Source organism: Pseudomonas sp. EZ-C24, from assembly GCF_014525325.1.
In the GTDB taxonomy this organism is placed as follows: Bacteria; Pseudomonadota; Gammaproteobacteria; order Pseudomonadales; family Pseudomonadaceae; genus Aquipseudomonas; species Aquipseudomonas shirazensis.
Map to the genome: position 1 here is coordinate 144,243 of NZ_JACDIU010000034.1, position 22,854 is coordinate 167,096.

Genomic DNA, 22,854 nt, shown 5'->3' on the forward strand with positions numbered 1-22,854 from the left:
CGCCCTCAGAGCACCGGAGATATCAGCCGAGCGATACGCATCCCAAGCTGTTGCAGGCGATGGGTATCGCGGCTGTCCTCGGCAGTGATCTCCTTGGCGTGGGAGAAGTCCTCCTGCAACATCGCCTCGACCTGATCGGCAAACGCCCGGTCAACGGTCAGCAGGGTGATTTCGAAATTCAGCCGGAACGAGCGGTTGTCCAGGTTGGCGCTGCCAATGGCGCTGACCTCATCGTCAACCAACACCACCTTCTGATGCAGGAAGCCTGGCTGGTAGCGGAACATGCGTACGCCGGCGCGCACCGCTTCGAAGGCAAACAGGCTGGAAGCAGCGTAGACCACGCGGTGGTCCGGTCGCGCCGGAATCAGCACGCGCACGTCCACGCCGCGCATCACAGCCAGGCGCAATGCGGCAAACACGGCCTCGTCGGGGATGAAGTAGGGCGTGGTTATCCACACCCGGTGCACCGCCGAATGGATAGCCTCGACGAAGAACAGCGAGCAGGTTTCCTGGGGATCAGCCGGGCCGCTCGCCAGCAGCTGGCAGAGCACGCCGTTGTCCGGGTAGTTGTCCTGCAGAATCAGCGGCGACAGCTCGCGCGTTGCCCAGTACCAGTCCTCGGCAAATGACTCCTGCAGGCAGGCCACGGCCGGGCCGTTGATCTGGACATGGGTATCGCGCCAAGGGGACAGCTGCGGGTTGCCGCCCAGGTATTCATCGCCGACGTTATGCCCACCGATAAAGCCGACTTCACCATCGGCCACGACGATCTTGCGGTGGTTGCGGAAGTTGACCTGAAAGCGGTTGAACCAGCCGCCACGGGTGGCGAAAGCCTTTACTTGCACACCGCCATCGCGCAGCGCCTTCACGTAGCTGGCAGGCAGCGTGTGGCTGCCGATGCGGTCGTAGAGGACGAAAACCTGCACACCCTCGCCAGCCTTGCGCAGCAGCAACTGCTGTAGCTCGCGGCCGATGATGTCGTCGTGGATGATGAAAAACTGGACCAGCACCGCTTGCCGCGCTTTGTCGATCGCAGCAAAGATCGCGTCAAAGGTAGCCCGGCCATTGATCAGCAGCTTGACCTGGTTGTTCGCCAGGCACGGCATGCGACCCAGCTTGGGCATGGCGCGCAGGGCCTTGTAACTGTCCGACTCGCGCGCCGCCAATGCTTCTTCAACCCATGGCCGCCAGTTCAGGTTGGCCATCGCCACGTGCATTTCCTGGTTGGCCTGACGGCGCGCCTTGATATAGGCGTTGAACGAGCGGGCGCCGAAGACTAGATAAGGGATCAATGCCAGATATGGGATGAACAGCAATGGCATCGCCCAAGCAATTGCGCCCTGGGCAGTGCGCACGGTGAGCACGGCATGCAGAGCAGCTACCATCCCCAATAAATGAGTGAAGCCAATCACGTAACCGAAGAAATAGGGGCTGTGGTAATCCATGTGCATCCTGCTTGCTGAGAACACTACTGATAACAGACCACGGGTCTAGTGTAGCGTGCAACCGACTGACAAATTTGACGTCTAAGCTGAGTCCGGCCAGTTGCCCGGTTATGCCAAGGAGCATTTATTGATGAACATCCGCCTGCCCCTGTTCGCCCTGGTCGTGGGTCTGACCAGCCCGTTGGTCCACGCACAAATGCTCCAGCCTGGGCTGTGGGAGCTGACCACCAGCGACATGCAGGTCGATGGCAAAGCGCTGCCCGACATGGGCTTCATGCTTGGTCAGCTGAAGAACCTGCCGCCTGAGCAACGGGCGATGATGGAAGGCGTGCTGGCTAAGCAAGGTATTACCGTTGGTGGCAATGGCGTGCGCTCGTGCCTGACACCGGAGCAGGTCAAGACCGACGATATTCCGCTGCAGGACCCCAAGTCCGGTTGCACCCAGAAGATCACTGACCGCACCGGCAAGGTCTGGAAGTTTGAATTCAGCTGCCCGAAAGCGCAGGGTCAGGGTGAAGCGACGTTCCTCAGTGACCGCGAATTCACCACCAAGGTCAACGGCACCTTCAATGCTTCGGGTGTGGAACAGAAGGGCAGCATGAATACCCGCGCGCTGTGGCTGGGTAGCGACTGTGGCACGGTCAAGCCACGGGTGGGCGGCTAAGCGCTATTGTTGCAACCGGCTGCCCCAGCAGCCGGTTGCTGTTTCACCAGCGCCATTCGCTGACGGCTACCGCATCGTGCGCATGCAGGCTCTCTGCGTGCTCGACCTTTACGCTGAATCCATTTGCCCAAGGCAGCGCCTGCATCGCTACATGCAGGCGGCGGGCAGCATCTTCGCAGAACATCAGGTTCTGCCCATTGGCTAAAGCAAAGGCCTGCTCATCGGCGCGCTTCACTGCTGTCTGCACCGCAGTGCCCAGTGCTGCCTCCGTGCTATCTATCAGCACTCTGAAAGGCATTGTGTCGTCGCTCGTGGCTAACCTCACCTTGATGTGTGCTTCGCTGCGCTGGCTGTGCGGTGTGGCGACGATGCCTTCACTGCTGCCGAGCCAGGCAAGCACTGCCTCTTGCTCCAGTTCCACACCAGCGAAATCATCCAGGAACTGCTGCTGAATGAGCTGACGCGCCAGCGCAGCGGAACATGGGCATGTCGAGGAATAGGCAATCCGCACAAATAGTTCCACGTGGAACATTTCGTTTTTGATCGACGCATCAACGGTTATTGGATAGCTCTTCCAGCCGGCTAGCGAGCTGATCAACGCAGGTCGATTGACCAGATAATCAAAACTCAGACTGCAATGAGCGGCTGTAGACAGGCCTTCGTGGGTGTCGAGGAACTCGCTGAGCAGGCGGCGCAAGACAAGAGGCGACAGTTCGTCCTGCTCAAGGCTTTGCAATGCCAGGTACAAGCGCGACATGTGGATACCGCGCGAGCGTCCATCAACCAGATTGACACCTGCGCTGGCGCGAGCACTCACCCGGTGCCCCTCGATGGTCACGGGCAGCGCGATGCCTTGCATGCCGACCCAATCCAGCGGCAGGGCCTGTGCGTCCATCTGTGCAGCAATATCGGGCAGGATCATGGGTGGCTTCCGGGAGAGATTATTCGCAGGACGGGTTGGCCAAATTGTATTGTTATAATATAACATTAAGCAAATGCATCGTTTCGAATGCGTTCGCCTGATGAGGTTTGCCATGTCCACCCGTCTCCCCGTCACCGTGCTGTCTGGCTTTCTTGGCGCAGGCAAAAGCACCTTGCTCAATCATGTGCTGCGCAACCGCGATAACCTGCGCGTCGCCGTCATCGTCAACGACATGAGCGAAATCAACATCGATGCCAGCGAAGTACAGCGCAACGTCAGCCTCAACCGCGCCGAGGAAAAACTCATCGAGATGAGCAACGGCTGCATCTGCTGCACCCTGCGCGAAGACCTGCTCGAAGAAGTGGCCCGGCTGGCCGAGGACGGCCGCTTCGATTACCTGCTGATCGAGTCGACCGGCATCTCCGAACCGCTACCGGTCGCCGAGACCTTCACCTTCCGCGATGAACAAGGTCGGAGCCTGTCTGACCTGGCCCGGCTCGACACCATGGTGACCGTGGTTGACGGGTTGAATTTTCAGCACGACTTCCAGGCCGCAGATACCTTGGCCAGCCGCGGTGAGACGCTGGGCGAAGACGATGAGCGTTCGATCAGTGACCTTCTGATCGAGCAGATCGAGTTCGCCGATGTGCTGCTGCTGAGCAAGATCGACCTGATCGGCCAGGACCAGCGCAACGAGCTGATGGCGATCCTGCGTAGCCTCAATGCCCGCGCGCAAATCGTGCCGATGGTGATGGGCCAAGTGCCGCTGGCGCAGATTCTCGACACCGGGCTGTTCGACTTCGAGCAGGCAGCGCAGGCACCCGGCTGGCTGCAGGAGCTGCGCGGCGAGCACGTACCAGAGACCGAGGAATACGGCATCGCCGCAAGTTCCTGGCAGGCGCGTCGGCCACTGCACCCGCAGCGGTTCTTCGACTTTATCCACAAGCCATGGACCAACGGCCGACTGCTGCGCTCGAAAGGCTTCTTCTGGCTTGCCAGCAAGTATCAGGAGGCGGGTAGTTGGTCGCAGGCGGGCGGCATGATGCGCTACAGCTATGCGGGGCGCTGGTGGTGTTTTGTGCCGGAGGACCAGTGGCCGCAGGACGACGCCAGCAAGGCTGCGATCCTGGGTCACTGGAGTGAGGAAGCCGGTGATTGCCGTCAGGAACTGGTATTCATCGGGCAGAACATCGACTTTGCACAGTTATCCACAGCGCTGGATGCGTGCCTATTAACCGATGAGGAGATGGCCGCTGGTTCTGACGCGTGGCTGAAATATTCAGACCCGTTCGGCGCGTGGCATGAGGGTATGGCAGCGTAAAACGATGCCTGTGGATAACCTCACGATACGCAGGCTGGCCTTGACTGCCTGAGCGGGCGGGGCATAGTGGACGCTTCCGGTTACGGGGCCGCTTTGCCTCGCTGTGCGCAGATCCATCGACATGCTCAAGAACATCCCCACCCACATTGTTGCCGGCCCTCTAGGCGCCGGCAAGACCAGCCTGATTGGCCATTTGCTTGCGCAAAGGCCTGCCAATGAGCGCTGGGCAGTGCTGGTCAACGAGTTTGGTCAGATTGGCCTGGACGCTGCGCTGTTGCACCGTGACGAAGACGGCGTTGCCATCGCTGAGGTTGCCGGTGGCTGCTTGTGCTGCGTCAATGGCGTGCCGTTTCAGGTTGGGCTGGGTCGGCTGCTGCGCAAAGCTCGCCCGGACCGGCTGTTTATTGAGCCGTCCGGCCTGGGTCATCCGTTGCAGCTGTTGCAGCAGCTAAGCCAGGCGCCCTGGGCCGGCATACTGCAGTTGCAGCCACTGATGATGGTACTGGATGCGTCAGCATTGGTCAGGGGAGAGCGCTTGGCAGAGGCGCAGCAACAAGCGCTGGCGGCAGCGGAGCTGTTGATAATCAACAAGGCCGACGCTGTGGATAACCCTCAGCGGCTGGCGATAACCGCGCAGTTATCGGGCAAACCCGCTTTCTGGACCGAACAAGGACGGCTGACGATCGCAGAACTTTTACAGTTTTCCACAGGCCCGACGCATGCTTTGACGGTTGCGCCGTTGCCTGAGGACAACTATCTCCAGCCAGCCGCCTCGTTGTGGACAAGTAGCGACAAGCCATTGTTTGCCGCTAAAAAAGGCGAAGGTGGTTGGAGCTGTGGCTGGCGCTGGCATCCATCCCAATGCTTCGAACAAGGCCGCATCGAGCATTTTCTGAGCACCACGGCCTGGCTCAGAGCCAAAGGAGTTATCCACAGCACAACTGGCTGGCAGTCGTTCAACGGGCTAGCTGACGGCGCCTTGAGTTGGCAGCGCAGCGAATGGCGCAAGGATTCACGGCTGGAGCTGATCTTCGAGCAAGAGCAGCCTATAGCTGCGCTGCAGCAGGCCATGACCGACTGCCGTATTCAGCGCTGATCGTTGCTCCAGCGGTTGTGCTCCTGGCGCCACTGCTGCATCTCGATCACGTTGTCGCTGCGCGGCGCCGGTTTGATTTCGAACGGGTAGGGCGCCAGTTCGATCTGCATGGTGTGTGCACCAAACTGTGTGACCGTACCCGGATGGCGCTGCTCGCCCGTCACGGTGAACTCGAAGTTGTAGATCCGCGCCAGGCGCTTGCGGCCGTTGGCGTCGCGGACAAAGCCAATACGCTTGAGCGCTACGGCCTCGTCCAGCAGCTCCAGGTCGAGTTTGGCGCAATGCTGTTTGACCCGCTCGAGGGCTTTCTCGCGCAGCCCGTGGTTATGCCACAGCCAGGCGCCGCCGCTGGCCAGCAGCATCAGGAAGAAGAGGTTCTCCAGGGTCAACATTTGCATATGCTCCAAACAGGTAGATCCAGCTTAACTGCGTCCCTGGCCTGTCGTACAGGTGGCAATCGGGTTCATACTGCGCGACGTTCTTATCTTGAAATCAGTTTTGGAAACCTCTGCATGAAACGCACGCCGCACTTGCTCGCGATCCAATCCCATGTGGTCTTCGGCCACGCCGGAAACAGCGCCGCGGTGTTTCCCATGCAGCGCATAGGCGTGAATGTCTGGCCGCTGAACACGGTGCAGTTCTCCAACCATACTCAGTATGGCCAGTGGGCCGGAGAAGTGCTTGCTCCAGCGCAAATTCCTGCGTTGGTGGAAGGCATTGCCAACATCGGCGAGCTGGGCAACTGCGATGCGGTGTTGTCCGGGTATCTGGGCAGCGCCGAGCAGGGACGGGCGATTCTGGCAGGCGTCGAGCGGATCAAGGCGGTCAACCCAAAGGCGCTGTATCTGTGCGACCCGGTCATGGGCCATGCCGAGAAGGGCTGCAGCGTGCCGGCCGAGGTCAGCGAGTTCCTTCTGCAACAGGCCGCGGCCAGGGCCGATATTCTCTGCCCTAACCAGCTTGAGCTGGACAGCTTCAGCGGGCGCAAGGCGCAGTCGCTGGAAGATTGCGTGGCCATGGCGCGCAACCTGCTCGCCCGCGGGCCGCAGGTGGTGCTGGTCAAGCACCTGAGCTATCCCGGCCGCGCCGAAGATTCTTTCGAAATGCTGCTGGTAACCGGCGAAGACTGCTGGCACCTGCGCCGGCCGCTGCTGTGCTTCCCACGCCAGCCGGTTGGCGTCGGTGACCTCACCTCAGGGCTGTTCCTGGCTCGCGTGCTGCTGGGCGACAGCTGGCTGCAAGCGTTTGAATACACCGCAGCGGCTGTCCATGAGGTGCTGCTGGAAACCCAAGCCTGCGCCAGCTACGAACTGCAGCTGGTGCGAGCCCAGGATCGCATTGCCCATCCGCGGGTGCGTTTCGAAGCGCAGCGCCTGAGCGTTTAAATCGAGTCGGTTTTCAGGTCCTGGTAGCGTTTTTCCAGCTCCTGACGAATCTGCCGGCGCTGTTTTCCTTGGAGGAAGCGGCGTTTTTCTTCGCTGCTTTGCGGCAGGCGCGCCGGGACCGGGACTGGCCGGCGATTGTCATCCACCGCCACCATGGTGAAGAAGCAGCTGTTGGAGTGGCGAACGGAGCGCTCACGAATGTTCTCGGTCACCACTTTGATGCCGACTTCCATCGACGTATTGCCGGTGTAGTTGACCGATGCCATGAACGTCACCAGCTCACCGACATGCACAGGCTCGCGGAACACTACCTGATCGACCGACAGGGTCACTACATACGTCCCCGCATAACGGCTGGCGCACGCATAGGCCACCTCGTCGAGGTATTTGAGCAAGGTGCCGCCGTGTACGTTGCCGGAGAAGTTGGCCATGTCCGGGGTCATCAGGACGGTCATAGTCAGCTGGGCGTTTCCAGGTTCCATAGAGTGCTCACGGTGAGGTTGCGCTGAATCGGGGCCGGTATCTGCAGACACTTCTTGGTACCCCTGTTGAATTTCCGATCTAGATACGGGACGCCGCAGAGCGCTCCGTCGTCACGCGCATGGGCCGTCAGCGGTGTTGTGCACCACACCCGGGCAGCGGTCAGAGCTCACATCACAAAACGTGCAGCAGCACATCAACCGATCTGTTTCTGCATATTGCGCAGACGTTTTGCGTCCGGGCGCGATGGTAACCTGAGTCGGCCCATGCAACATGGGCTTTCCCGCTTTAATCACAGTATGTACTTGCTGCCCGCTCAGGCTCGCCTCAGCGGAGGAGCGGTCTGCTCTGGCACCGTGAACAAGGAGTAGCACGCCATGCATGCCATAAGCTTCATCCAGGATCTTGCCGTAATCATGTTGGTGGCGGGCGTGGTCACCATCCTCTTTCATCGGTTGAAACAGCCGGTGGTCCTGGGTTACATCGTTGCCGGCTTTATCATCGGCCCGCACACCCCACCATTTGGCCTCATTCACGACGAAGACACGATCAAGACCCTGGCCGAGCTTGGGGTGATCTTCCTGATGTTCTGCCTAGGCCTTGAGTTCAGCCTGCGCAAGTTGTTCAAGGTGGGTGCCACGGCATTTATCGCGGCCTTCCTGGAAATCGTCCTGATGATCTGGATCGGTTTCGAAATCGGCCGCTGGTTTGGTTGGAACACCATGGACTCGCTGTTCCTCGGCGCGATCCTGGCGATTTCCTCGACCACCATCATAGTAAAAGCCCTCAATGACCTGAAGATGAAGAACGAGCGCTTCGCGCAGCTGATCTTCGGCGTGCTGATCGTCGAGGACATCCTCGGTATCGGCATCATCGCCTTGCTCTCGGGTATCGCCGTCAGCGGCTCGGTAAGCTCTGGCGAAGTCTTCTCCACAGTCGGCAAGCTGTCGCTGTTCATGATCGTGGCGTTGGTCATCGGCATTCTGCTGGTGCCGCGGCTGCTGGCCTACGTGGCCAAGTTCGAAAGCAACGAGATGCTCCTGATCACCGTGCTGGGGCTCTGCTTCGGCTTCTGCCTGCTGGTGGTCAAGCTCGAGTACAGCATGGTCCTCGGTGCCTTCCTGATCGGTGCGATCATGGCCGAGTCGCGGCAACTGCTGAAGATCGAACGCTTGATCGAGCCGGTACGCGACATGTTCAGCGCGATCTTCTTCGTGGCCATCGGCCTGATGATCGACCCGCAGGTGTTGGTCGACTACGCCTGGCCGATTGTGGTGATCACCTTTGCCGTGGTGCTGGGCAAGATGCTCTCGTGCGGCATGGGTGCGTTCATTGCCGGCAACGATGGGCGTACCTCGCTGCGGGTCGGCATGGGCCTGTCGCAGATTGGCGAGTTCTCGTTCATCATCGCCGCGCTGGGCATGACCTTGCAGGTCACCAGCGACTTCCTCTATCCGGTGGCGGTAGCGGTCTCGGCGATTACTACCTTGCTTACGCCGTATCTGATTCGGGCGGCTGATCCGCTGTCGATCAAGCTCGGCCAGATCATGCCCAGCCGGCTGTCGCGGGTGCTGTCGCTGTATGGCGAATGGCTGCGCAGCATTCAGCCGCAAGGTGAGGGCGCCATGCTCGCGGCGATGATCCGGCGCATCCTGCTGCAGGTTGGAGTCAACCTGGCGTTGGTGATCGCGATCTTCTTTACCGGGGGCTACTTTGCCGAGCGGATCGGCCTGTGGCTGAGCGAGTGGCTGGGCGATGTCAGCCAGCAGAAGGCGCTGATCTGGGGCGCCGCGCTGTTGCTGTCGCTGCCGTTCCTGATTGCGGCGTACCGCAAGCTCAAGGCGCTGTCGATGCTATTGGCGGAGATGGGGGTCAAGCCAGAGATGGCCGGGCGGCATACGCAGCGGGTCCGGCGGGTGATCGCCGAGGTTATCCCGTTGTTGTCACTGCTGGTGATCTTCCTGCTGCTGTCGGCGTTGTCGGCGAGTATCTTGCCGACCAATGAGCTGCTGCTGGTGATCGTGGTGGTTGCTGCGGTGGTCGTCGCGGTACTGTGGCGTTGGTTCATCCGCGTGCACACGCGGATGCAGATCGCTCTGCTCGAAACCCTGGAAAACAACCGCGATCAGGCCCACTGACATTCAACGCAATCGCGGTGCAGAGTGCGCCGCGATTGCGTTGAGCCGGATCAGCTTTCCAGCCAGACGTCGCGCGCCCAGTGCCAGACCGATTCCCAGCTTTCTTCGGTGACCAGTTCTTCTTCGCCCGACCACAGCACCACGGTGCCGTCTTCTTCGACGCAGTAGTAGTTCTCGCCATCCTGACAGATCGGGATCAGCTCGCGTGGTACGCCGGCATCCCAGGCGTTGGCAGCAACTTCCGGCAGATAGGTGTGTGACTGTGGGTCGGTGACGGTGACCGGCTCCAGGCTGCCGTAGATAACATCGCTGACTGTCAGCAGATATTCCTTGAATACGAACGGAATATTGATGAACAGCTGCTCCTCGACTTCGACCAACTGATCTTCGTCAGGAAGCTCCAGGGGCACCGGCACCGGCTCATTGGCTTCACGCAGTTGTTCGATCACTTCTTCCACGGTTCACATCCTCTCGCTTGATGACAACGCTGCGGGTTATACCCTAGTAGGGCGCTCTGGCAAAAGCAAAAACCCCGGGCAAGCCCGGGGTTTTTTATGCAGCAAGCCTGGATCAGCCGTTTTGGCGGATACCGGCGACCAGCCAAGGCTGGTTGTCGCCTTGGGCGCGCTCCATGTGCCAGCTTTCGCTGAACGCCTCGCCCTGGTCGAAACGCGAGGTTTTCGACACACCGCTGAAGGTCAGGGTGGCGATAGTCTTGTCGGCGCGATCTTCGACACCGTCCAACTGTACTTCGAGGTTGTCGATGTAGGTGGACTGGAAGCCATCACCCAGATCAGCGCGCTCGCGCTTGAGGAAGGCAAGCAGTTGCGGGGTCACGAACTCGGAGATCTTGTCCATCTCGTTGGCGTCCCAGTGCTGCTGCAGCGTCTGGAAGTGGCTGCGCGCGGCATTCAGGAAGCTTTGCTCGTTGAACCAGGCGGGTGCGTTGATCGCAGGTGCGGCAGCAACTGGTGCTGCAGAACCACCGAAGATCGACGGCTGCGCTGCTTGCTGGTTGTAAGCCTCACGCTGGAACGGTGCATGGCCGGCAGCAGCAACTTGTGGTTGTTGCTTGCGGCGACGCGCAGCGATGAAGCGGAACACCAGGAAGGCGATCAGGCCCATGATCAGGAAGTCCATGATCTGCATGCCCTGGAAACCGTCACCCATGAACATGGAGGCCAGCAGACCACCGGCGGCCAGGCCAGCGAGTGGGCCCAACCAGCGCGAAGCACCGCTGGCGGCGGCCGGCGCACGACCTGCAGCATTAGGTGCGGCAGCTGGAGTGTTTGGCGTAGCCTGGCGAGTCTGGTGCATAGGCGCGGCGCCCGAGCTCTTGCCGCCGCCGAAGCGTTTGGCATTGGCGTCCAGGCTCAGCGTCAGGCCGAGGCACAGCGCCAGGGCGATGCTAAGAAAACGTTGCATAAGTGGGATATCCCCTGATTGTGGATTGCACGCGCGTCATGTTGCACATGTTGTAGCAGACATGACCAGCAGCATAATGTTTCGAGCTTTTGCCTGAACGGTCATTCAGCAACCGCTCAGGCATCCGCGTTGGCTTAGATGGCCTCGAGCTTGGCGTAACCGAGCATCAGCCACTTGCTGCCCTCGGCGAAATTCACCTGCACCCGTGCCTGGGCGCCAGAGCCCTCGAAGTTGAGGATCACGCCCTCACCAAACACCGAGTGCTGCACGCGCTGGCCAAGGTTGAACGAGGTCTGCGGGATGTTGGCATTGGCAAAGATACTGCTGGCCGGCGCCTGCGAGCCGCCGAACGGGCGGCTGACCGAGTTCGACAGGCGCACTTCCTGCACCAGCCCAGCGGGGATTTCGCGGACGAAGCGCGAGACCTTGTTGTAGGTCTCGCTGCCATACAGACGACGCGTCTCGGCGTAGGTCATGAACAGCTGGCGCATGGCCCGGGTGATGCCGACATATGCCAGACGGCGCTCTTCGGCCAGGCGGCCAGGTTCTTCCAGGCTCATCTTGTGCGGGAACAGGCCTTCTTCCAGGCCGACCAGGAACACGTAGGGGAATTCCAGGCCCTTGGCGCTGTGCAGGGTCATCAATTGCACGCTGTCTTCGTGTTCATCAGCCTGCGACTCACCGGCTTCCAGCGAGGCGTGGCCGAGGAAGGCCGACAGCGGCGACAGGTCGGCGTCTTCGTCGCTGCTTTCGAAGTTACGCGCAGCGCTGACCAGTTCCTCAAGGTTTTCTACCCGTGCCTGGCCCTTTTCACCTTTTTCTTCCTGGTGATAGATGATCAGCCCGGACTGCTCGATGACGGTCTGGGTCATGACGTGCAGTGGCATGTCGACGGCTTTGGCCGCCAGCCCTTCGATCAACTCGATAAAGGCACCCAGCGCGCTCGCGGCGCGGCCTTTGAGGCCTTTGGCGGCGATCAGCTGGCACATCGCTTCCCACATCGACAGCTGCGCATGGCGAGCATGGTCGCGGATCGCTTCAACCGTCTTTTCGCCGATGCCACGCGGTGGCACGTTGATCACCCGCTCCAGCGCAGCGTCGTTGCCACGGCCCTCGAGCAGGCGCAGGTAGGCCATGGCGTTCTTGATTTCGGCACGCTCGAAGAAGCGTTGGCCGCCGTAGATCCGGTAAGGGATGCGTTCGCGCAGCAGGGCCTCTTCAAGCACCCGCGATTGGGCGTTGGAGCGATAGAGGATGGCGATGTCGCTGCGCGCATGGCCTTGCTTGATCACGCTCTCGATCGACTCGACTACATAACGTGCCTCGTCGTGCTCGTTGTAGGCGGCGTACAAGGTCAGCGGCTCGCCTTCACCGACATCGGTCCACAGCTCTTTGCCGAGACGGTCGGTGTTGTTGGCGATCAGGGCGTTGGCGGCCTTGAGGATGCCGCCGGTGGAGCGGTAGTTCTGCTCCAGGCGGATCATCTCGGCGTCGGGGAAGTCTTCGGTGTACTGATGGATGTTCTCGATCTTGGCACCGCGCCAGCCGTAGATCGACTGGTCGTCGTCGCCCACCGCCATCAGGCTGTCGCCGCCTTTGGCGAGCAGGCGCAACCAGGCGTACTGCACGGCGTTGGTGTCCTGGAACTCATCCACCAACAGGTGGCGGAAGCGCCGCTGGTAGTGCTCGAGCAGGCCCGGGTTGTCGCGCCACAGGTCCAGCGCACGCAGCAGCAGTTCGGAGAAGTCGATCACGCCGGCGCGTTCGCAGGCTTGCTCGTAGGCTTCATAGACGCTGCGCATGGTCGCCAGGAACAGATCGCCGCCCGCTTGAATGTGCTGCGGGCGCAGGCCTTCATCCTTCTGCCCGTTGATGAACCACTGGGCCTGGCGCACCGGCCAGCGCTGCTCATCCAGGCCCAGCTCGCGCATCACCCGTTTGACCAGGCGCTGCTGGTCATCGCTGTCGAGAATCTGGAAGTTCTGCGCCAGCTTGGCTTCCTGCCAGTGTGCCCGCAACAAGCGGTGGGCCAGGCCGTGGAAGGTACCCACCCACATGCCGGCGGGGCTGATCCCCATCAGTTGCTCGATCCGCTGGCGCATTTCGGCGGCAGCCTTGTTGGTGAAGGTCACCGACAGGATCGAGTGCGGCGAGGCCTGTTCGACCTGGATCAACCAGGCGATACGGTGCACCAGCACGCGGGTTTTACCGGAACCGGCACCAGCAAGCACCAGTTGACGCCCGACCTTGGCCGCTACGGCCTGGCGTTGGGCATCGTTGAGGGAATTCAGCAGGAGGGAGAGGTCGTCTGTGCGCATCCGGCCATTCTAGGTTGCTGTGGGGGGAGGGGGCAAATCTCTACTGTATAAATATTCACCTCGGGCGCCAGCCGTTCATCGGTTCTGTGATGTCAATCCGCCGGTAACGGCAGTGGATGACATAGAGCAGTTTGGCCTGCGCCTTCGCTTGTGTAAGATCCGGGCAACTTTTTGTCGCCAGCCAATAACAAGAAAATGACATGACTCAGGATTGCACGGCGGTCGGCGTATTGCCGCAGATGTCGAGGAATGTGCGCAGGCAATTCGCCACTCAGCTTTCCATCGAGCGCACCCGGCTGCTGTATCAAGGCTCGCTGCTGCCTACACTATTGATGCTGTTCAACGGCCTGCTCTGCGCGTGGCTGCTGTGGAGCCCTGGACGCTATCTGCTGCTGGGCACCTGGCTGATCTGGTTGCTGGCGCTGGCGGGGCTGCGCCTGGTGCAGGTCACCGCGTTCGACGCCGCACCGACCCAGCGCCAGGCCAGCCTGAGCTGGCGGCGGATGTTTCTGCTGGGCTCGGCGTTCAGTGGTCTGACCCTGGCCAGCGCAGCGATTGCCCTGGTGCCGGTGGCCAATTTCGTCCAGCAGGCCTGGGTGTTCGGCTTGCTTGGGGTAGCGGCGTTGTCTGCCAGCGTGTCCTATGCCGTCAGCCTGCCGGCGTTTCTCAGTTTCGCCTTGCCCTGCCTGCTGCCGCCGATTGCCTTCCTGTTCTACTTCGACGCAGGCCAGCAACGTGGCTGGGGTTGGTTGGGGCTGATTCTGCTGGGGGCGCTGATGGTGGTCGCCTGGCAGGTGCATCGATTGGTCGATCGCAGCCTGTTACGGCGCTTTCAGAATCAGGCGCTGAACGAAGACCTGCAGCGCATCTACGCGCAAAAGGCGCTTGAAGAACAGCAACGCTTGGCGTCGTCTGTATTTGAAGCCTGCAACGACGGTATCGTGGTGCTCACGGCCGACTTCACCTTGCTTGCCGTCAACCAGGCCTACTGCCAGATGACTGGCTACTCCATTGCCGAGCTGCTCGCCCGCCAGTTGCTTGAGCTGCCCTGCAGCAGCGACGCCCGACGTTATCAGCAGTCCATGGAGCATGCCCTGGCCCAGCACGGCCAATGGCAGGGCGAGCTGGTCGAAGCCCGCCGCAATGGCGAGTTGTATCCGCAGTGGCTGCAACTCACCGCCGTGCGCGGAGCGTCTGGCAAGCTCAACAATATCGTCGGCTTTTTCACCGATCTGTCGGCGCGGCGCGCGTCTGAAGAGCGGCTGCGCTACCTCGCTCACTATGACGAGCTGACCGGCCTGGCCAACCGGGCGCTGTTCCGTTTGCGCGTACATGACGCCGGCCAGCGCGCGCGGCTGAACGGGCGCAGCCTGGCCTTGCTGCACATCGACGTTGATCGCTTCAAATTGCTCAATGAAAGCCTCGGCCACGAGCTGGCCGACCAGTTGCTGAAAAAGATCGCCCAGCGGATCGCCAATGCCGTGCCCGAAGCCGACACCGTGGCGCGCCTGTCGGGCGACGAGTTTGCCGTGCTGTTTGACGGCTACAGCAACCTGTCCAGCCTCGTCCGGGTGACCACCCGCTTGCTCGACAAGCTGCGCGTGCCGTTGCGCCAGGATGATCATGAGGTGGTGATCAGTGCCTCGGTGGGCATCAGCCTGTTGTCTGACGCGGCGTTCGATGGCAATACCCTGATCAGCCAGGCGGACATGGCCAAGCGTCACGCCAAGCACCTGGGCGGTGACAACTTCCAGTTCTACACCGAGAGCCTTCGCGCCAGCACCCTGGAGCGCCTGCAGCTGGAGATTCAGCTGCGCAAGGCCATCGATGAGGGTCAGCTGTGCGTCTATTACCAACCCAAACTGTGCCTGCGCAGCGGCAAGCTGCATGCGGCCGAGGCATTGGTGCGGTGGCAGCATCCGCAACTGGGCATGGTCCCGCCCAGCGCGTTCATTGGCCTGGCCGAAGAAACCGGGTTGATCGCGCCGATGGGCGAGTTCGTTCTGCGCCAGGCCTGCCGGCAGGCGTGCCAGTGGCTGCGTGAGGGCGTGCAGGTTCGCGTCTCGGTCAACCTGTCGGTCTATCAGTTGCGTCAAGGCAAGCTGGTCAGCCTGGTGCGCCAGGTATTGGAAGAAACCGGGCTGGCGCCAGAGCAACTGGAGCTTGAGCTGACTGAGAGCCAGCTGCTGGATAGCGTCGAGCACATCATCGCCATCTTCGAGCAGTTGCATGCGCTGGGGGTCAAACTAGCTATCGATGACTTCGGCACGGGCTATTCATCACTGAGTTACCTGAAGCGCTTGCCGGTGGACTACGTGAAGATCGATCAGACCTTCATCAGCGGGCTGCACGAGGGCAGTCAGGACGCCGCGATCACCCGTGCGATCATCGTCATGGCCAATAGTCTCGGTTTGAAGGTCGTGGCCGAGGGTGTCGAGACCCAGGAGCAACTGGACGTGCTCACTGCCCAGGGTTGTGATGAGGCGCAAGGCTATCTGATCAGCAAGCCGGTGGATGCGGCAGCCTTTATAGGGTTGCTGAGCAACCCGGCCGCCGCCAAGGCTTAGCTGTACCAGTGCCTGCCGTGGCGGCTGAGCAAGCTGTTGGCCAGCTCTGGCCCATTGCTGCCGGCGTGGTATGGCCGCGGCGCCTGGAAGTGCTCTTCCCAACCCTGCAGGATCGGGTCGATCCAGGCCCAGGCGGCTTCTACCTCATCGCGGCGCATGAATAGCGTCGAGTCGCCGTCGAGCACGTCCAGCAGCAAGCGCTCGTAAGCTTCCCAGCGGCGGGTCTGGCCGAACGCCTGAGCGAGGTTGAGGTTCAGCTCGACCGGCTCCAGACGCATGCCTTTGCCCGGGGTCTTGGTCATCATGCGCAGGCTGATGCGCTCATCGGGCTGGAGCTGGATCAGCAATTGATTGACCTGACCGCCGCTGAACAGCTCGTGCGGCACCGGCTTGAACTGGATGACGATCTGCGACGAGCGCCGCGCCATGCGCTTGCCGGTGCGCAGGTAGAACGGCACCCCGGCCCAACGCCAGTTGTCGATCTGCGCCTGAACGGCGACGAAGGTCTCGGTATCGCTGTCGTTGTCGACGTCTTTCTCGAAATAGTAGGCCGGCACTTCCTGGCCGCCGATATGCCCGGCGCTGTACTGGCCGCGCACGGTCTTGTCCTGCACGTCCTGGCCGCTGATGGGCTTGAGCGCGCGCAGAATCTTCACCTTCTCGTCGCGCACGGCCTCGGCCTCGAACTGCGCCGGCGGCTCCATGGCGACCAGGCAGAGCAACTGCAGCAGGTGGTTCTGCAGCATGTCGCGGGTGGCGCCGGCCCGGTCGTAGTAGCCGCCGCGGCTCTCGACACCGAGGGTTTCACACACGCTGATCTGCACATGATCGACCTGGCCATTGCGCCACACCGGCTCCAGCAGGGCATTGGCAAAGCGCAGCGCCATCAGGTTCTGCACGGTCTCTTTGCCCAGGTAGTGATCGATGCGAAACACCTGCGATTCGGCGAACACTTCTCCGATGGCCTGGTTGATCGCGGTAGCCGACTGCAGCGAGTGGCCGATGGGCTTTTCCAGCACGATGCGCGCTTCGTGGTCGGCCAACCCGGCGATGCGCAGGTGGGTGGCGATCGGTACGAATAGGTGCGGCGCGGTGGCCAGATAGAACACTCGGGTCAGCCCGCCAGGCTCGCCCAGATAGCGTGCCAGGCGACCGAAGTCAGCACTCTGCGAGGCGTCCATGGCGAAGTAGTCGAGCCGCGCGCAGAAGCGTCGCCACACCTCTTCATCGAAGTCGTTGCGGGCGATCTGCACCCGGCAATGGCGTTCGGCGAGCTTGAGGAAGTCGTCGCGGTGCAGGTTGCGCCGTGCCAGCGCGATGATCCGTACGGCATTGTGCAGGCGCGCCTCGCGGTACAGGTGATAGAGCGCCGGCAGCAGTTTGTGCAGGGCCAGATCACCGGTGCCGCCAAAGACCAGAATGTCGCAAGGAATCGTCAAGCCACCACTCTCCACGTTCGTTTAACTGGGCGCTTTGCCGGTCATGTAGTATAACTACAAGAAAGCTACATCCCCGGCCAGTCGATCATAACCGAGTCCAGCCCGTGAATCTGTTGCACCATATCGCCCAATCGCGCCACTTGCTGCGTAAATCGGAACTGAAAGTAGCCGACCATGTGCTGCTGGACCCCGCTGCCGTCATGCACAGCTCGATGGCCGACCTTGCCCACAACGTCGGTATCAGCGAGCCGACCATAGTGAGGTTTTGCCGGGCGATTGGCTGTTCAGGGTTTCAGGATCTGAAGCTGAAACTGGCGCAGAGCCTGGCTGCTGGCGCCAGTTTTGGTCAGTTCGCGATCCACGAAGACGACTCGGTTGCCGACTACAGCCTGAAGATTTTCGACACCACCCTGCATACCCTGATGGAGGTGCGCGAGCAGCTCGATCCGGAGGCCTTGCAGCGTGCTGTGGCAGCCATGGCCCAGGCCCAGCGGGTTGAGTTCTACGGCTTTGGTGCATCTGGCGCGGTCGCGGCCGACGCCCAGCACAAGTTCTTCCGCCTGCTGCTCAGCGCGGCGGCGTATTCCGACCCGCACATGCAGGCGATGTCGGCGGTAACCCTCAAGCCCGGTGACGTGGCGGTGTGCATCTCGCAGTCAGGGCGCTCCAAGGACTTGCTGATCACGGCCAATCTGGTCCGTGAGAGCGGCGCCAACCTGATCACCCTGTGCCCAAGCCAGACACCGTTGGCCGAGTTATCCACAGTCAATCTGGCCATCGACGTGCACGAAGACACCGAGATCTACACCCCGCTGACCTCGCGGATTGCCCACCTGGTGGTGATCGACGTGCTGGCCATGGGCGTGGCCATGGCGCGCGGGCCGAGCCTGGTCAACCACCTCAAGAGCGTCAAGCGCAGCTTGCGCAGCCTGCGCCTGTCGCCCAAGTCGATCAAGGCCATGGACGACTGACCAGAAAAGTTAATCGAGCTGTCACCTCACGGTAAACCAGCTCGGTCAGTCTGAAGCTCCCCGCACTCGCTCAGGGAGACAGGCATGACTCGTGACTTCGATGGCTCGTTTCAACCCAACGCCAAAGCGCGCAAACAACAGCAGAAGGATCAGCGCCGGATGGAATTCCGCCGGGCGATCGAAAGCTATTCCGAGCAACGGCAACTGTTGCGCGAAATCGCCGATTATTCCGAACTGAGGGATATCACGGTGTGGCAGGTACTGCCGGGGGCGTCGCCGAAAAACGCTCCACAAGCCCACTGATCAACGCACGTTCGCTGCGGATGAACGCCAGAAACGCCAGGGCAACCGGCGACTGACGCTTGGCTTTGGCCTGCACTACACACCAGCTGCGGTACAGCGGCAGCTCTTCCACTGGCAGCTCCTTGAGCCTGCCAGTGGCCAGTTCCAGGCGCAACGCATGGCGGGTCAGCAGGGCAATGCCGAGGCCGGCGCTGACACACTCGCGCTGCGCTTCTGCCGAGGCTACCTCGAGGGTCTGGGTGAAGTGCACGCGCTTGTCCTTGAAGTATTCTTCGCAGGCCTTGCGCGTGCCTGAGCCCTGTTCGCGGATCAACAGGGTATGCGGCTCGAGGTCTTGCAGGCGCAGCGTGTCGAGCTTGCACAGCGGGTGATCCGGTGGTGCCACGGCAACGATCGGGTTGTTCAGAAACGGCAGAAACTCAAGGCCCATGTCCTGCGGCACCATCGACATGATGATCAAGTCGTCGCGGTTGTCCGACAGGCGCCGGATCACCTGCGCCCGGTTGACCACGGTGAGGGTCAGGTTGACCTCGGGGTGACGCTCCTTGAAGGCCGCAAACAAGTGCGGCACGAAGTACTTGGCACTGGACTCGACGGCCAGTTTCAGTTGCCCCTGCAGCGAGCCCTGCATGTCCGACAGTTGCATGTCGAGGTTTTCCAGGCGGCCGAAGATGTCGCGGCTGGCGCGCTGCAACGCCTCGGCGGCTTCGGTCAGGTACAGCTTCTTGCCGACATACTCGAACAACGGCTGGCCAACCAGCTCTTCCAGCTGGCGGATCTGTAGACTTACGGCGGGTTGCGTCAACGACATCTCTTCGGCAGCGCGGCTGTAAGAGCGCAAATCGCACACCTCATTGAAGATCTGCAACTGACGCAATGTCATACGCATCAATGACTTACGCATTTATACCCACCGTTTGGCAAAACCTTGTTACCGAACTATAAGCTTTTGCTAATGCTGCCCCTAACAAATATTGATTTTTGTTTATCGTGCGCTGGCGCTAGGGTGAATGTGCGACTGGCCAGCAGCGTCTGGCCGCGCCGAGCGGTAGAACCGGCTCGTATGTTCCAACGGCTTTGGGAAGAATCCAGTGATAAAAAAAATCCTGATCGCCAACCGGGGTGAAATTGCAGTTCGGATCGTGCGTGCCTGCGCTGAAATGGGCATTCGTTCGGTGGCGATCTATTCCGACGCCGACCGCCATGCGCTGCACGTCAAGCGTGCAGATGAGGCCCACAGCATCGGTGCCGAGCCACTGGCTGGCTACCTGAACCCGCGCAAGCTGGTCAACCTGGCGGTCGAGACCGGCTGTGATGCATTGCATCCTGGCTATGGTTTTCTCTCCGAGAACGCTGAGCTGGCGGAGATCTGCGCCGAGCGTGGGATCAAGTTCATCGGCCCGTCGGCGGATGTGATTCGGCGCATGGGCGACAAGACCGAAGCGCGCCGGACCATGATCCAGGCAGGTGTCCCGGTCACCCCCGGCACCGAGGGTAACGTGGCAGATATCCACGAGGCGCTCAACGAAGGTGAGCGCATTGGCTACCCGGTCATGCTCAAGGCAACCTCCGGTGGTGGCGGCCGTGGTATCCGTCGCTGCAACAGCCGCGAAGAGCTCGAGCAGGCATTTCCCCGGGTGATCTCCGAAGCCACCAAGGCCTTTGGCTCGGCTGAAGTGTTCCTGGAAAAGTGCATCGTCAACCCCAAGCACATCGAGGCGCAGATCCTCGGCGACAGCTTTGGCAATGTGGTGCACCTGTTCGAGCGTGACTGCTCGATCCAGCGCCGCAACCAGAAGCTCATCGAAATTGCCCCCAGCCCGCAGCTGACCCCGGAGCAACGCGCCTACATTGGCGATCTGGCGGTGCGCGCGGCCAAGGCGGTCGACTACGAGAACGCCGGTACCGTGGAGTTTCTGCTCGCCGATGGCGAGGTGTACTTCATGGAGATGAACACCCGGGTCCAGGTCGAACACACCATCACCGAAGAAATCACCGGTATCGACGTGGTCCGCGAGCAGATCCGCATCGCCTCCGGTCTGCCGCTGTCGGTCAAGCAGGAAGACATCCAGCACCGCGGCTACGCGTTGCAGTTCCGCATCAACGCCGAAGACCCGAAAAACAACTTCCTGCCAAGCTTTGGCAAGATCACCCGTTACTACGCCCCGGGCGGCCCGGGCGTGCGCACCGATACGGCGATCTACACCGGCTACACCATCCCGCCGTACTACGACTCGATGTGCCTGAAGCTGGTGGTCTGGGCACTGACCTGGGAAGAAGCCATGGACCGCGGCCTGCGCGCCCTGGACGACATGCGCCTGCAGGGGGTCAAGACCACCGCCGCGTACTACCAGGAAATCCTGCGTAACCCGGAATTCCGTAGCGGCCAGTTCAATACCAGCTTCGTTGAAAGCCACCCTGAACTGACCAACTACTCGATCAAGCGCAAACCCGAAGAGCTGGCCCTGGCCATCGCCGCCGCCATCGCCGCCCACGCAGGCCTGTGAGGAATACAACAATGTCCAAGAAAATCCACGTAACCGACACAATCCTGCGCGACGCCCACCAGTCCCTGCTGGCCACGCGCATGCGCACCGAAGACATGCTGCCGATCTGCGAAAAGCTCGACAAGGTCGGCTACTGGTCACTGGAAGTGTGGGGCGGCGCAACCTTCGACGCCTGCGTGCGCTTCCTCAAGGAAGACCCGTGGGAGCGCCTGCGCCAGCTGCGAGCGGCATTGCCCAACACCCGCCTGCAGATGCTCCTGCGCGGGCAGAACCTGCTCGGCTATCGCCATTACAGCGATGACGTGGTCAAGGCCTTCGTGGCCAAGGCAGCGGTCAACGGCATCGACGTATTCCGCATCTTCGATGCCATGAACGACGTGCGTAACCTGCGTGTGGCGATCGAAGCGGTCAAGGCTGCCGGCAAGCATGCTCAGGGTACCATTGCCTACACCGTCAGCCCGGTGCACACCATCGACGCATTCGTGGCCCAGGCCAAACAGATGGAAGCCATGGGTTGTGACTCGGTGGCAATCAAGGACATGGCCGGCCTGCTGACGCCGTTCGCCACTGGCGAGCTGGTCAAAGCGCTCAAGGCTGAGCAGTCGCTGCCGGTATTCATCCACTCCCATGACACCGCTGGCCTGGCCGCTATGTGCCAGCTCAAGGCTGTGGAAAACGGCGCCGATCATATCGATACAGCCATCTCCAGCTTCGCCTGGGGCACCAGCCATCCGGGAACCGAGTCGATGGTCGCTGCGCTCAAAGGCAGCGAGTTCGACACTGGCCTGGACCTGCAACTGCTGCAGGAAATCGGCCTGTACTTCTATGCCGTGCGCAAGAAGTACCACCAGTTCGAAAGCGAATTCACCGCGGTCGACACCCGTGTGCAGGTCAACCAGGTCCCTGGCGGGATGATTTCCAACCTGGCCAACCAGCTCAAGGAGCAGGGCGCCCTCAACCGCATGAACGAAGTGCTGGCAGAGATCCCGCGGGTTCGTGAAGACCTTGGCTTCCCACCGCTGGTGACCCCGACCTCGCAGATCGTCGGTACTCAGGCGTTCTTCAACGTACTCGCCGGCGAGCGCTACAAGACCATCACCAACGAGGTCAAACTGTACCTGCAAGGCGGTTACGGCAAGGCTCCGGGTGTGGTCAACGAACAGCTGCGCCGCCAGGCCATCGGTAGCGAAGAAGTCATCGACGTACGCCCGGCCGATCTGCTCAAGCCCGAGATGACCAAGCTGCGTGCCGACATTGGTGCCCTGGCGCAAAGCGAAGAAGACGTGCTGACCTTTGCCATGTTCCCGGACATCGGGCGCAAGTTCCTCGAAGAGCGCGCGGCCAGCACCCTGACTCCTGAAGTGCTCCTGCCAATCCCTGAGGCTGGCGCAGTGGCTGCCCCTGGCGGCGAAGGCGTGCCTACCGAGTTCGTCATCGACGTGCACGGCGAGACCTACCGTGTCGACATCACCGGTGTCGGCGTCAAGGCCGAGGGCAAGCGTCACTTCTACCTGTCGATCGACGGCATGCCGGAGGAAGTGGTATTCGAGCCGCTCAACGACTTCGTTGGCGGTGGCGGCAGCAAGCGCAAGCAGGCCAGCGGGCCGGGCCATGTCAGCACCAGCATGCCGGGCAACATCGTCGATGTGCTGGTCAAGGAAGGCGATGTGGTCAAGGCCGGCCAGGCGGTGCTGATCACCGAGGCGATGAAGATGGAGACCGAAGTGCAGGCGCCTATCGCCGGCAAGGTTGTGGCCATCCATGTTGCCAAGGGCGACCGGGTTACACCAGGCGAGATTCTGATCGAGATCGAGGGCTGAGCAACGCCCTCATCTACAAGCGGTTAACCTCATTGGGGAGCGGATAGCTCCCC

General features: G+C 61.3%; 19 protein-coding genes. 10 read left to right on the forward strand and 9 right to left on the reverse strand.

Annotation, left to right across the window (positions count from 1 at the left end; translation table 11 throughout):
* Positions 1 to 5: 5 nt before the first annotated feature.
* Positions 6 to 1,445 (reverse strand): cardiolipin synthase, encoded by a 1,440-nt coding sequence (gene cls / locus IDM28_RS22880; protein WP_188036928.1) that lies wholly within the window; start codon positions 1,443 to 1,445, stop codon positions 6 to 8.
* 130 nt (positions 1,446 to 1,575) lie between these two features.
* On the opposite strand from cls, the gene IDM28_RS22885 reads away from it, so the two are divergent.
* On the forward strand, positions 1,576 to 2,109 hold the full coding sequence (locus IDM28_RS22885; RefSeq protein WP_101322810.1) for a DUF3617 domain-containing protein: 534 nt from the start codon (positions 1,576 to 1,578) through the stop codon (positions 2,107 to 2,109).
* A 43-nt stretch (positions 2,110 to 2,152) separates the two neighbouring features.
* Here the strand turns inward: IDM28_RS22885 and folE2 are convergent, their stop codons facing one another.
* Entirely contained in the window at positions 2,153 to 3,031 is an 879-nt protein-coding gene (folE2, locus tag IDM28_RS22890) for a GTP cyclohydrolase FolE2 (RefSeq protein ID WP_188036929.1), read from the reverse strand.
* A gap of 112 nt (positions 3,032 to 3,143) precedes the next feature.
* Between folE2 and zigA the strand changes: the two genes are divergently transcribed.
* Positions 3,144 to 4,352, forward strand: coding sequence for a zinc metallochaperone GTPase ZigA (gene zigA / locus IDM28_RS22895; RefSeq protein WP_188036930.1), 1,209 nt, complete (start codon positions 3,144 to 3,146; stop codon positions 4,350 to 4,352).
* A gap of 121 nt (positions 4,353 to 4,473) precedes the next feature.
* The gene (locus tag IDM28_RS22900) at positions 4,474 to 5,448 is read left to right on the forward strand and encodes a CobW family GTP-binding protein (protein ID WP_188036931.1); all 975 of its coding nucleotides are present in this window, start codon (positions 4,474 to 4,476) and stop codon (positions 5,446 to 5,448) included.
* Here the strand turns inward: IDM28_RS22900 and IDM28_RS22905 are convergent.
* Complete coding sequence (locus IDM28_RS22905; protein WP_150570353.1) at positions 5,439 to 5,840, reverse strand: DUF3301 domain-containing protein; 402 nt, start codon at positions 5,838 to 5,840, stop codon at positions 5,439 to 5,441. The two genes, IDM28_RS22900 and IDM28_RS22905, sit on opposite strands and share 10 nt — an antisense overlap.
* Positions 5,841 to 5,960: 120 nt before the next feature.
* On the opposite strand from IDM28_RS22905, the gene pdxY reads away from it, so the two are divergent.
* Positions 5,961 to 6,833, forward strand: a complete 873-nt coding sequence (gene pdxY / locus IDM28_RS22910; RefSeq protein ID WP_188036932.1) for a pyridoxal kinase PdxY — start codon at positions 5,961 to 5,963, stop codon at positions 6,831 to 6,833.
* Here pdxY and IDM28_RS22915 read toward each other — a convergent pair.
* Entirely contained in the window at positions 6,830 to 7,315 is a 486-nt protein-coding gene (locus IDM28_RS22915) for an acyl-CoA thioesterase (RefSeq protein ID WP_101322816.1), read from the reverse strand. The two genes, pdxY and IDM28_RS22915, sit on opposite strands and share 4 nt — an antisense overlap.
* Positions 7,316 to 7,690: 375 nt before the next feature.
* On the opposite strand from IDM28_RS22915, the gene IDM28_RS22920 reads away from it, so the two are divergent.
* Positions 7,691 to 9,451, forward strand: a complete 1,761-nt coding sequence (locus IDM28_RS22920; protein ID WP_101322818.1) for a cation:proton antiporter — start codon at positions 7,691 to 7,693, stop codon at positions 9,449 to 9,451.
* Between the two features lie 50 nt (positions 9,452 to 9,501).
* Here the strand turns inward: IDM28_RS22920 and IDM28_RS22925 are convergent, their stop codons facing one another.
* The 3 genes from IDM28_RS22925 to uvrD form a co-directional block, all read right to left on the reverse strand.
* On the reverse strand, positions 9,502 to 9,909 hold the full coding sequence (locus tag IDM28_RS22925) for an SMI1/KNR4 family protein (protein ID WP_101322819.1): 408 nt from the start codon (positions 9,907 to 9,909) through the stop codon (positions 9,502 to 9,504).
* A 112-nt stretch (positions 9,910 to 10,021) separates the two neighbouring features.
* Positions 10,022 to 10,876 carry a Tim44 domain-containing protein gene (locus IDM28_RS22930; RefSeq protein ID WP_101322820.1) on the reverse strand — a complete coding sequence of 285 codons (855 nt, stop codon included), beginning with the start codon at positions 10,874 to 10,876 and terminating at the stop codon, positions 10,022 to 10,024.
* Positions 10,877 to 11,010: 134 nt separating this feature from the next.
* Entirely contained in the window at positions 11,011 to 13,194 is a 2,184-nt protein-coding gene (gene uvrD, locus IDM28_RS22935; RefSeq protein WP_188036933.1) for a DNA helicase II, read from the reverse strand.
* Between the two features lie 200 nt (positions 13,195 to 13,394).
* Here uvrD and IDM28_RS22940 point away from each other — a divergent pair, with 200 nt between their 5' ends.
* Positions 13,395 to 15,761 (forward strand): putative bifunctional diguanylate cyclase/phosphodiesterase, encoded by a 2,367-nt coding sequence (locus IDM28_RS22940; RefSeq protein WP_188036934.1) that lies wholly within the window; start codon positions 13,395 to 13,397, stop codon positions 15,759 to 15,761.
* Here IDM28_RS22940 and zwf read toward each other — a convergent pair.
* Entirely contained in the window at positions 15,758 to 17,200 is a 1,443-nt protein-coding gene (gene zwf, locus IDM28_RS22945; protein WP_101322823.1) for a glucose-6-phosphate dehydrogenase, read from the reverse strand. The two genes, IDM28_RS22940 and zwf, sit on opposite strands and share 4 nt — an antisense overlap.
* Before the next feature lie 104 nt (positions 17,201 to 17,304).
* On the opposite strand from zwf, the gene hexR reads away from it, so the two are divergent.
* Both hexR and IDM28_RS22955 read left to right on the forward strand, forming a co-directional pair.
* Positions 17,305 to 18,171, forward strand: coding sequence for a transcriptional regulator HexR (gene hexR, locus IDM28_RS22950; protein ID WP_101322824.1), 867 nt, complete (start codon positions 17,305 to 17,307; stop codon positions 18,169 to 18,171).
* 84 nt (positions 18,172 to 18,255) lie between these two features.
* Positions 18,256 to 18,474 (forward strand): PA3496 family putative envelope integrity protein, encoded by a 219-nt coding sequence (locus IDM28_RS22955; protein WP_101322825.1) that lies wholly within the window; start codon positions 18,256 to 18,258, stop codon positions 18,472 to 18,474.
* Here IDM28_RS22955 and IDM28_RS22960 read toward each other — a convergent pair.
* Positions 18,416 to 19,363: a LysR family transcriptional regulator gene (locus tag IDM28_RS22960; protein ID WP_181003831.1), complete on the reverse strand. Its 948-nt coding sequence runs from the start codon at positions 19,361 to 19,363 to the stop codon at positions 18,416 to 18,418. The genes IDM28_RS22955 and IDM28_RS22960 overlap by 59 nt on opposite strands.
* A 202-nt stretch (positions 19,364 to 19,565) precedes the next feature.
* On the opposite strand from IDM28_RS22960, the gene IDM28_RS22965 reads away from it, so the two are divergent.
* Both IDM28_RS22965 and oadA read left to right on the forward strand, forming a co-directional pair.
* Positions 19,566 to 20,981 carry an acetyl-CoA carboxylase biotin carboxylase subunit gene (locus tag IDM28_RS22965; RefSeq protein ID WP_101322827.1) on the forward strand — a complete coding sequence of 472 codons (1,416 nt, stop codon included), beginning with the start codon at positions 19,566 to 19,568 and terminating at the stop codon, positions 20,979 to 20,981.
* An 11-nt stretch (positions 20,982 to 20,992) separates the two neighbouring features.
* Positions 20,993 to 22,801 (forward strand): sodium-extruding oxaloacetate decarboxylase subunit alpha, encoded by a 1,809-nt coding sequence (gene oadA / locus IDM28_RS22970; RefSeq protein WP_188036935.1) that lies wholly within the window; start codon positions 20,993 to 20,995, stop codon positions 22,799 to 22,801.
* Positions 22,802 to 22,854 lie beyond the last annotated feature (53 nt).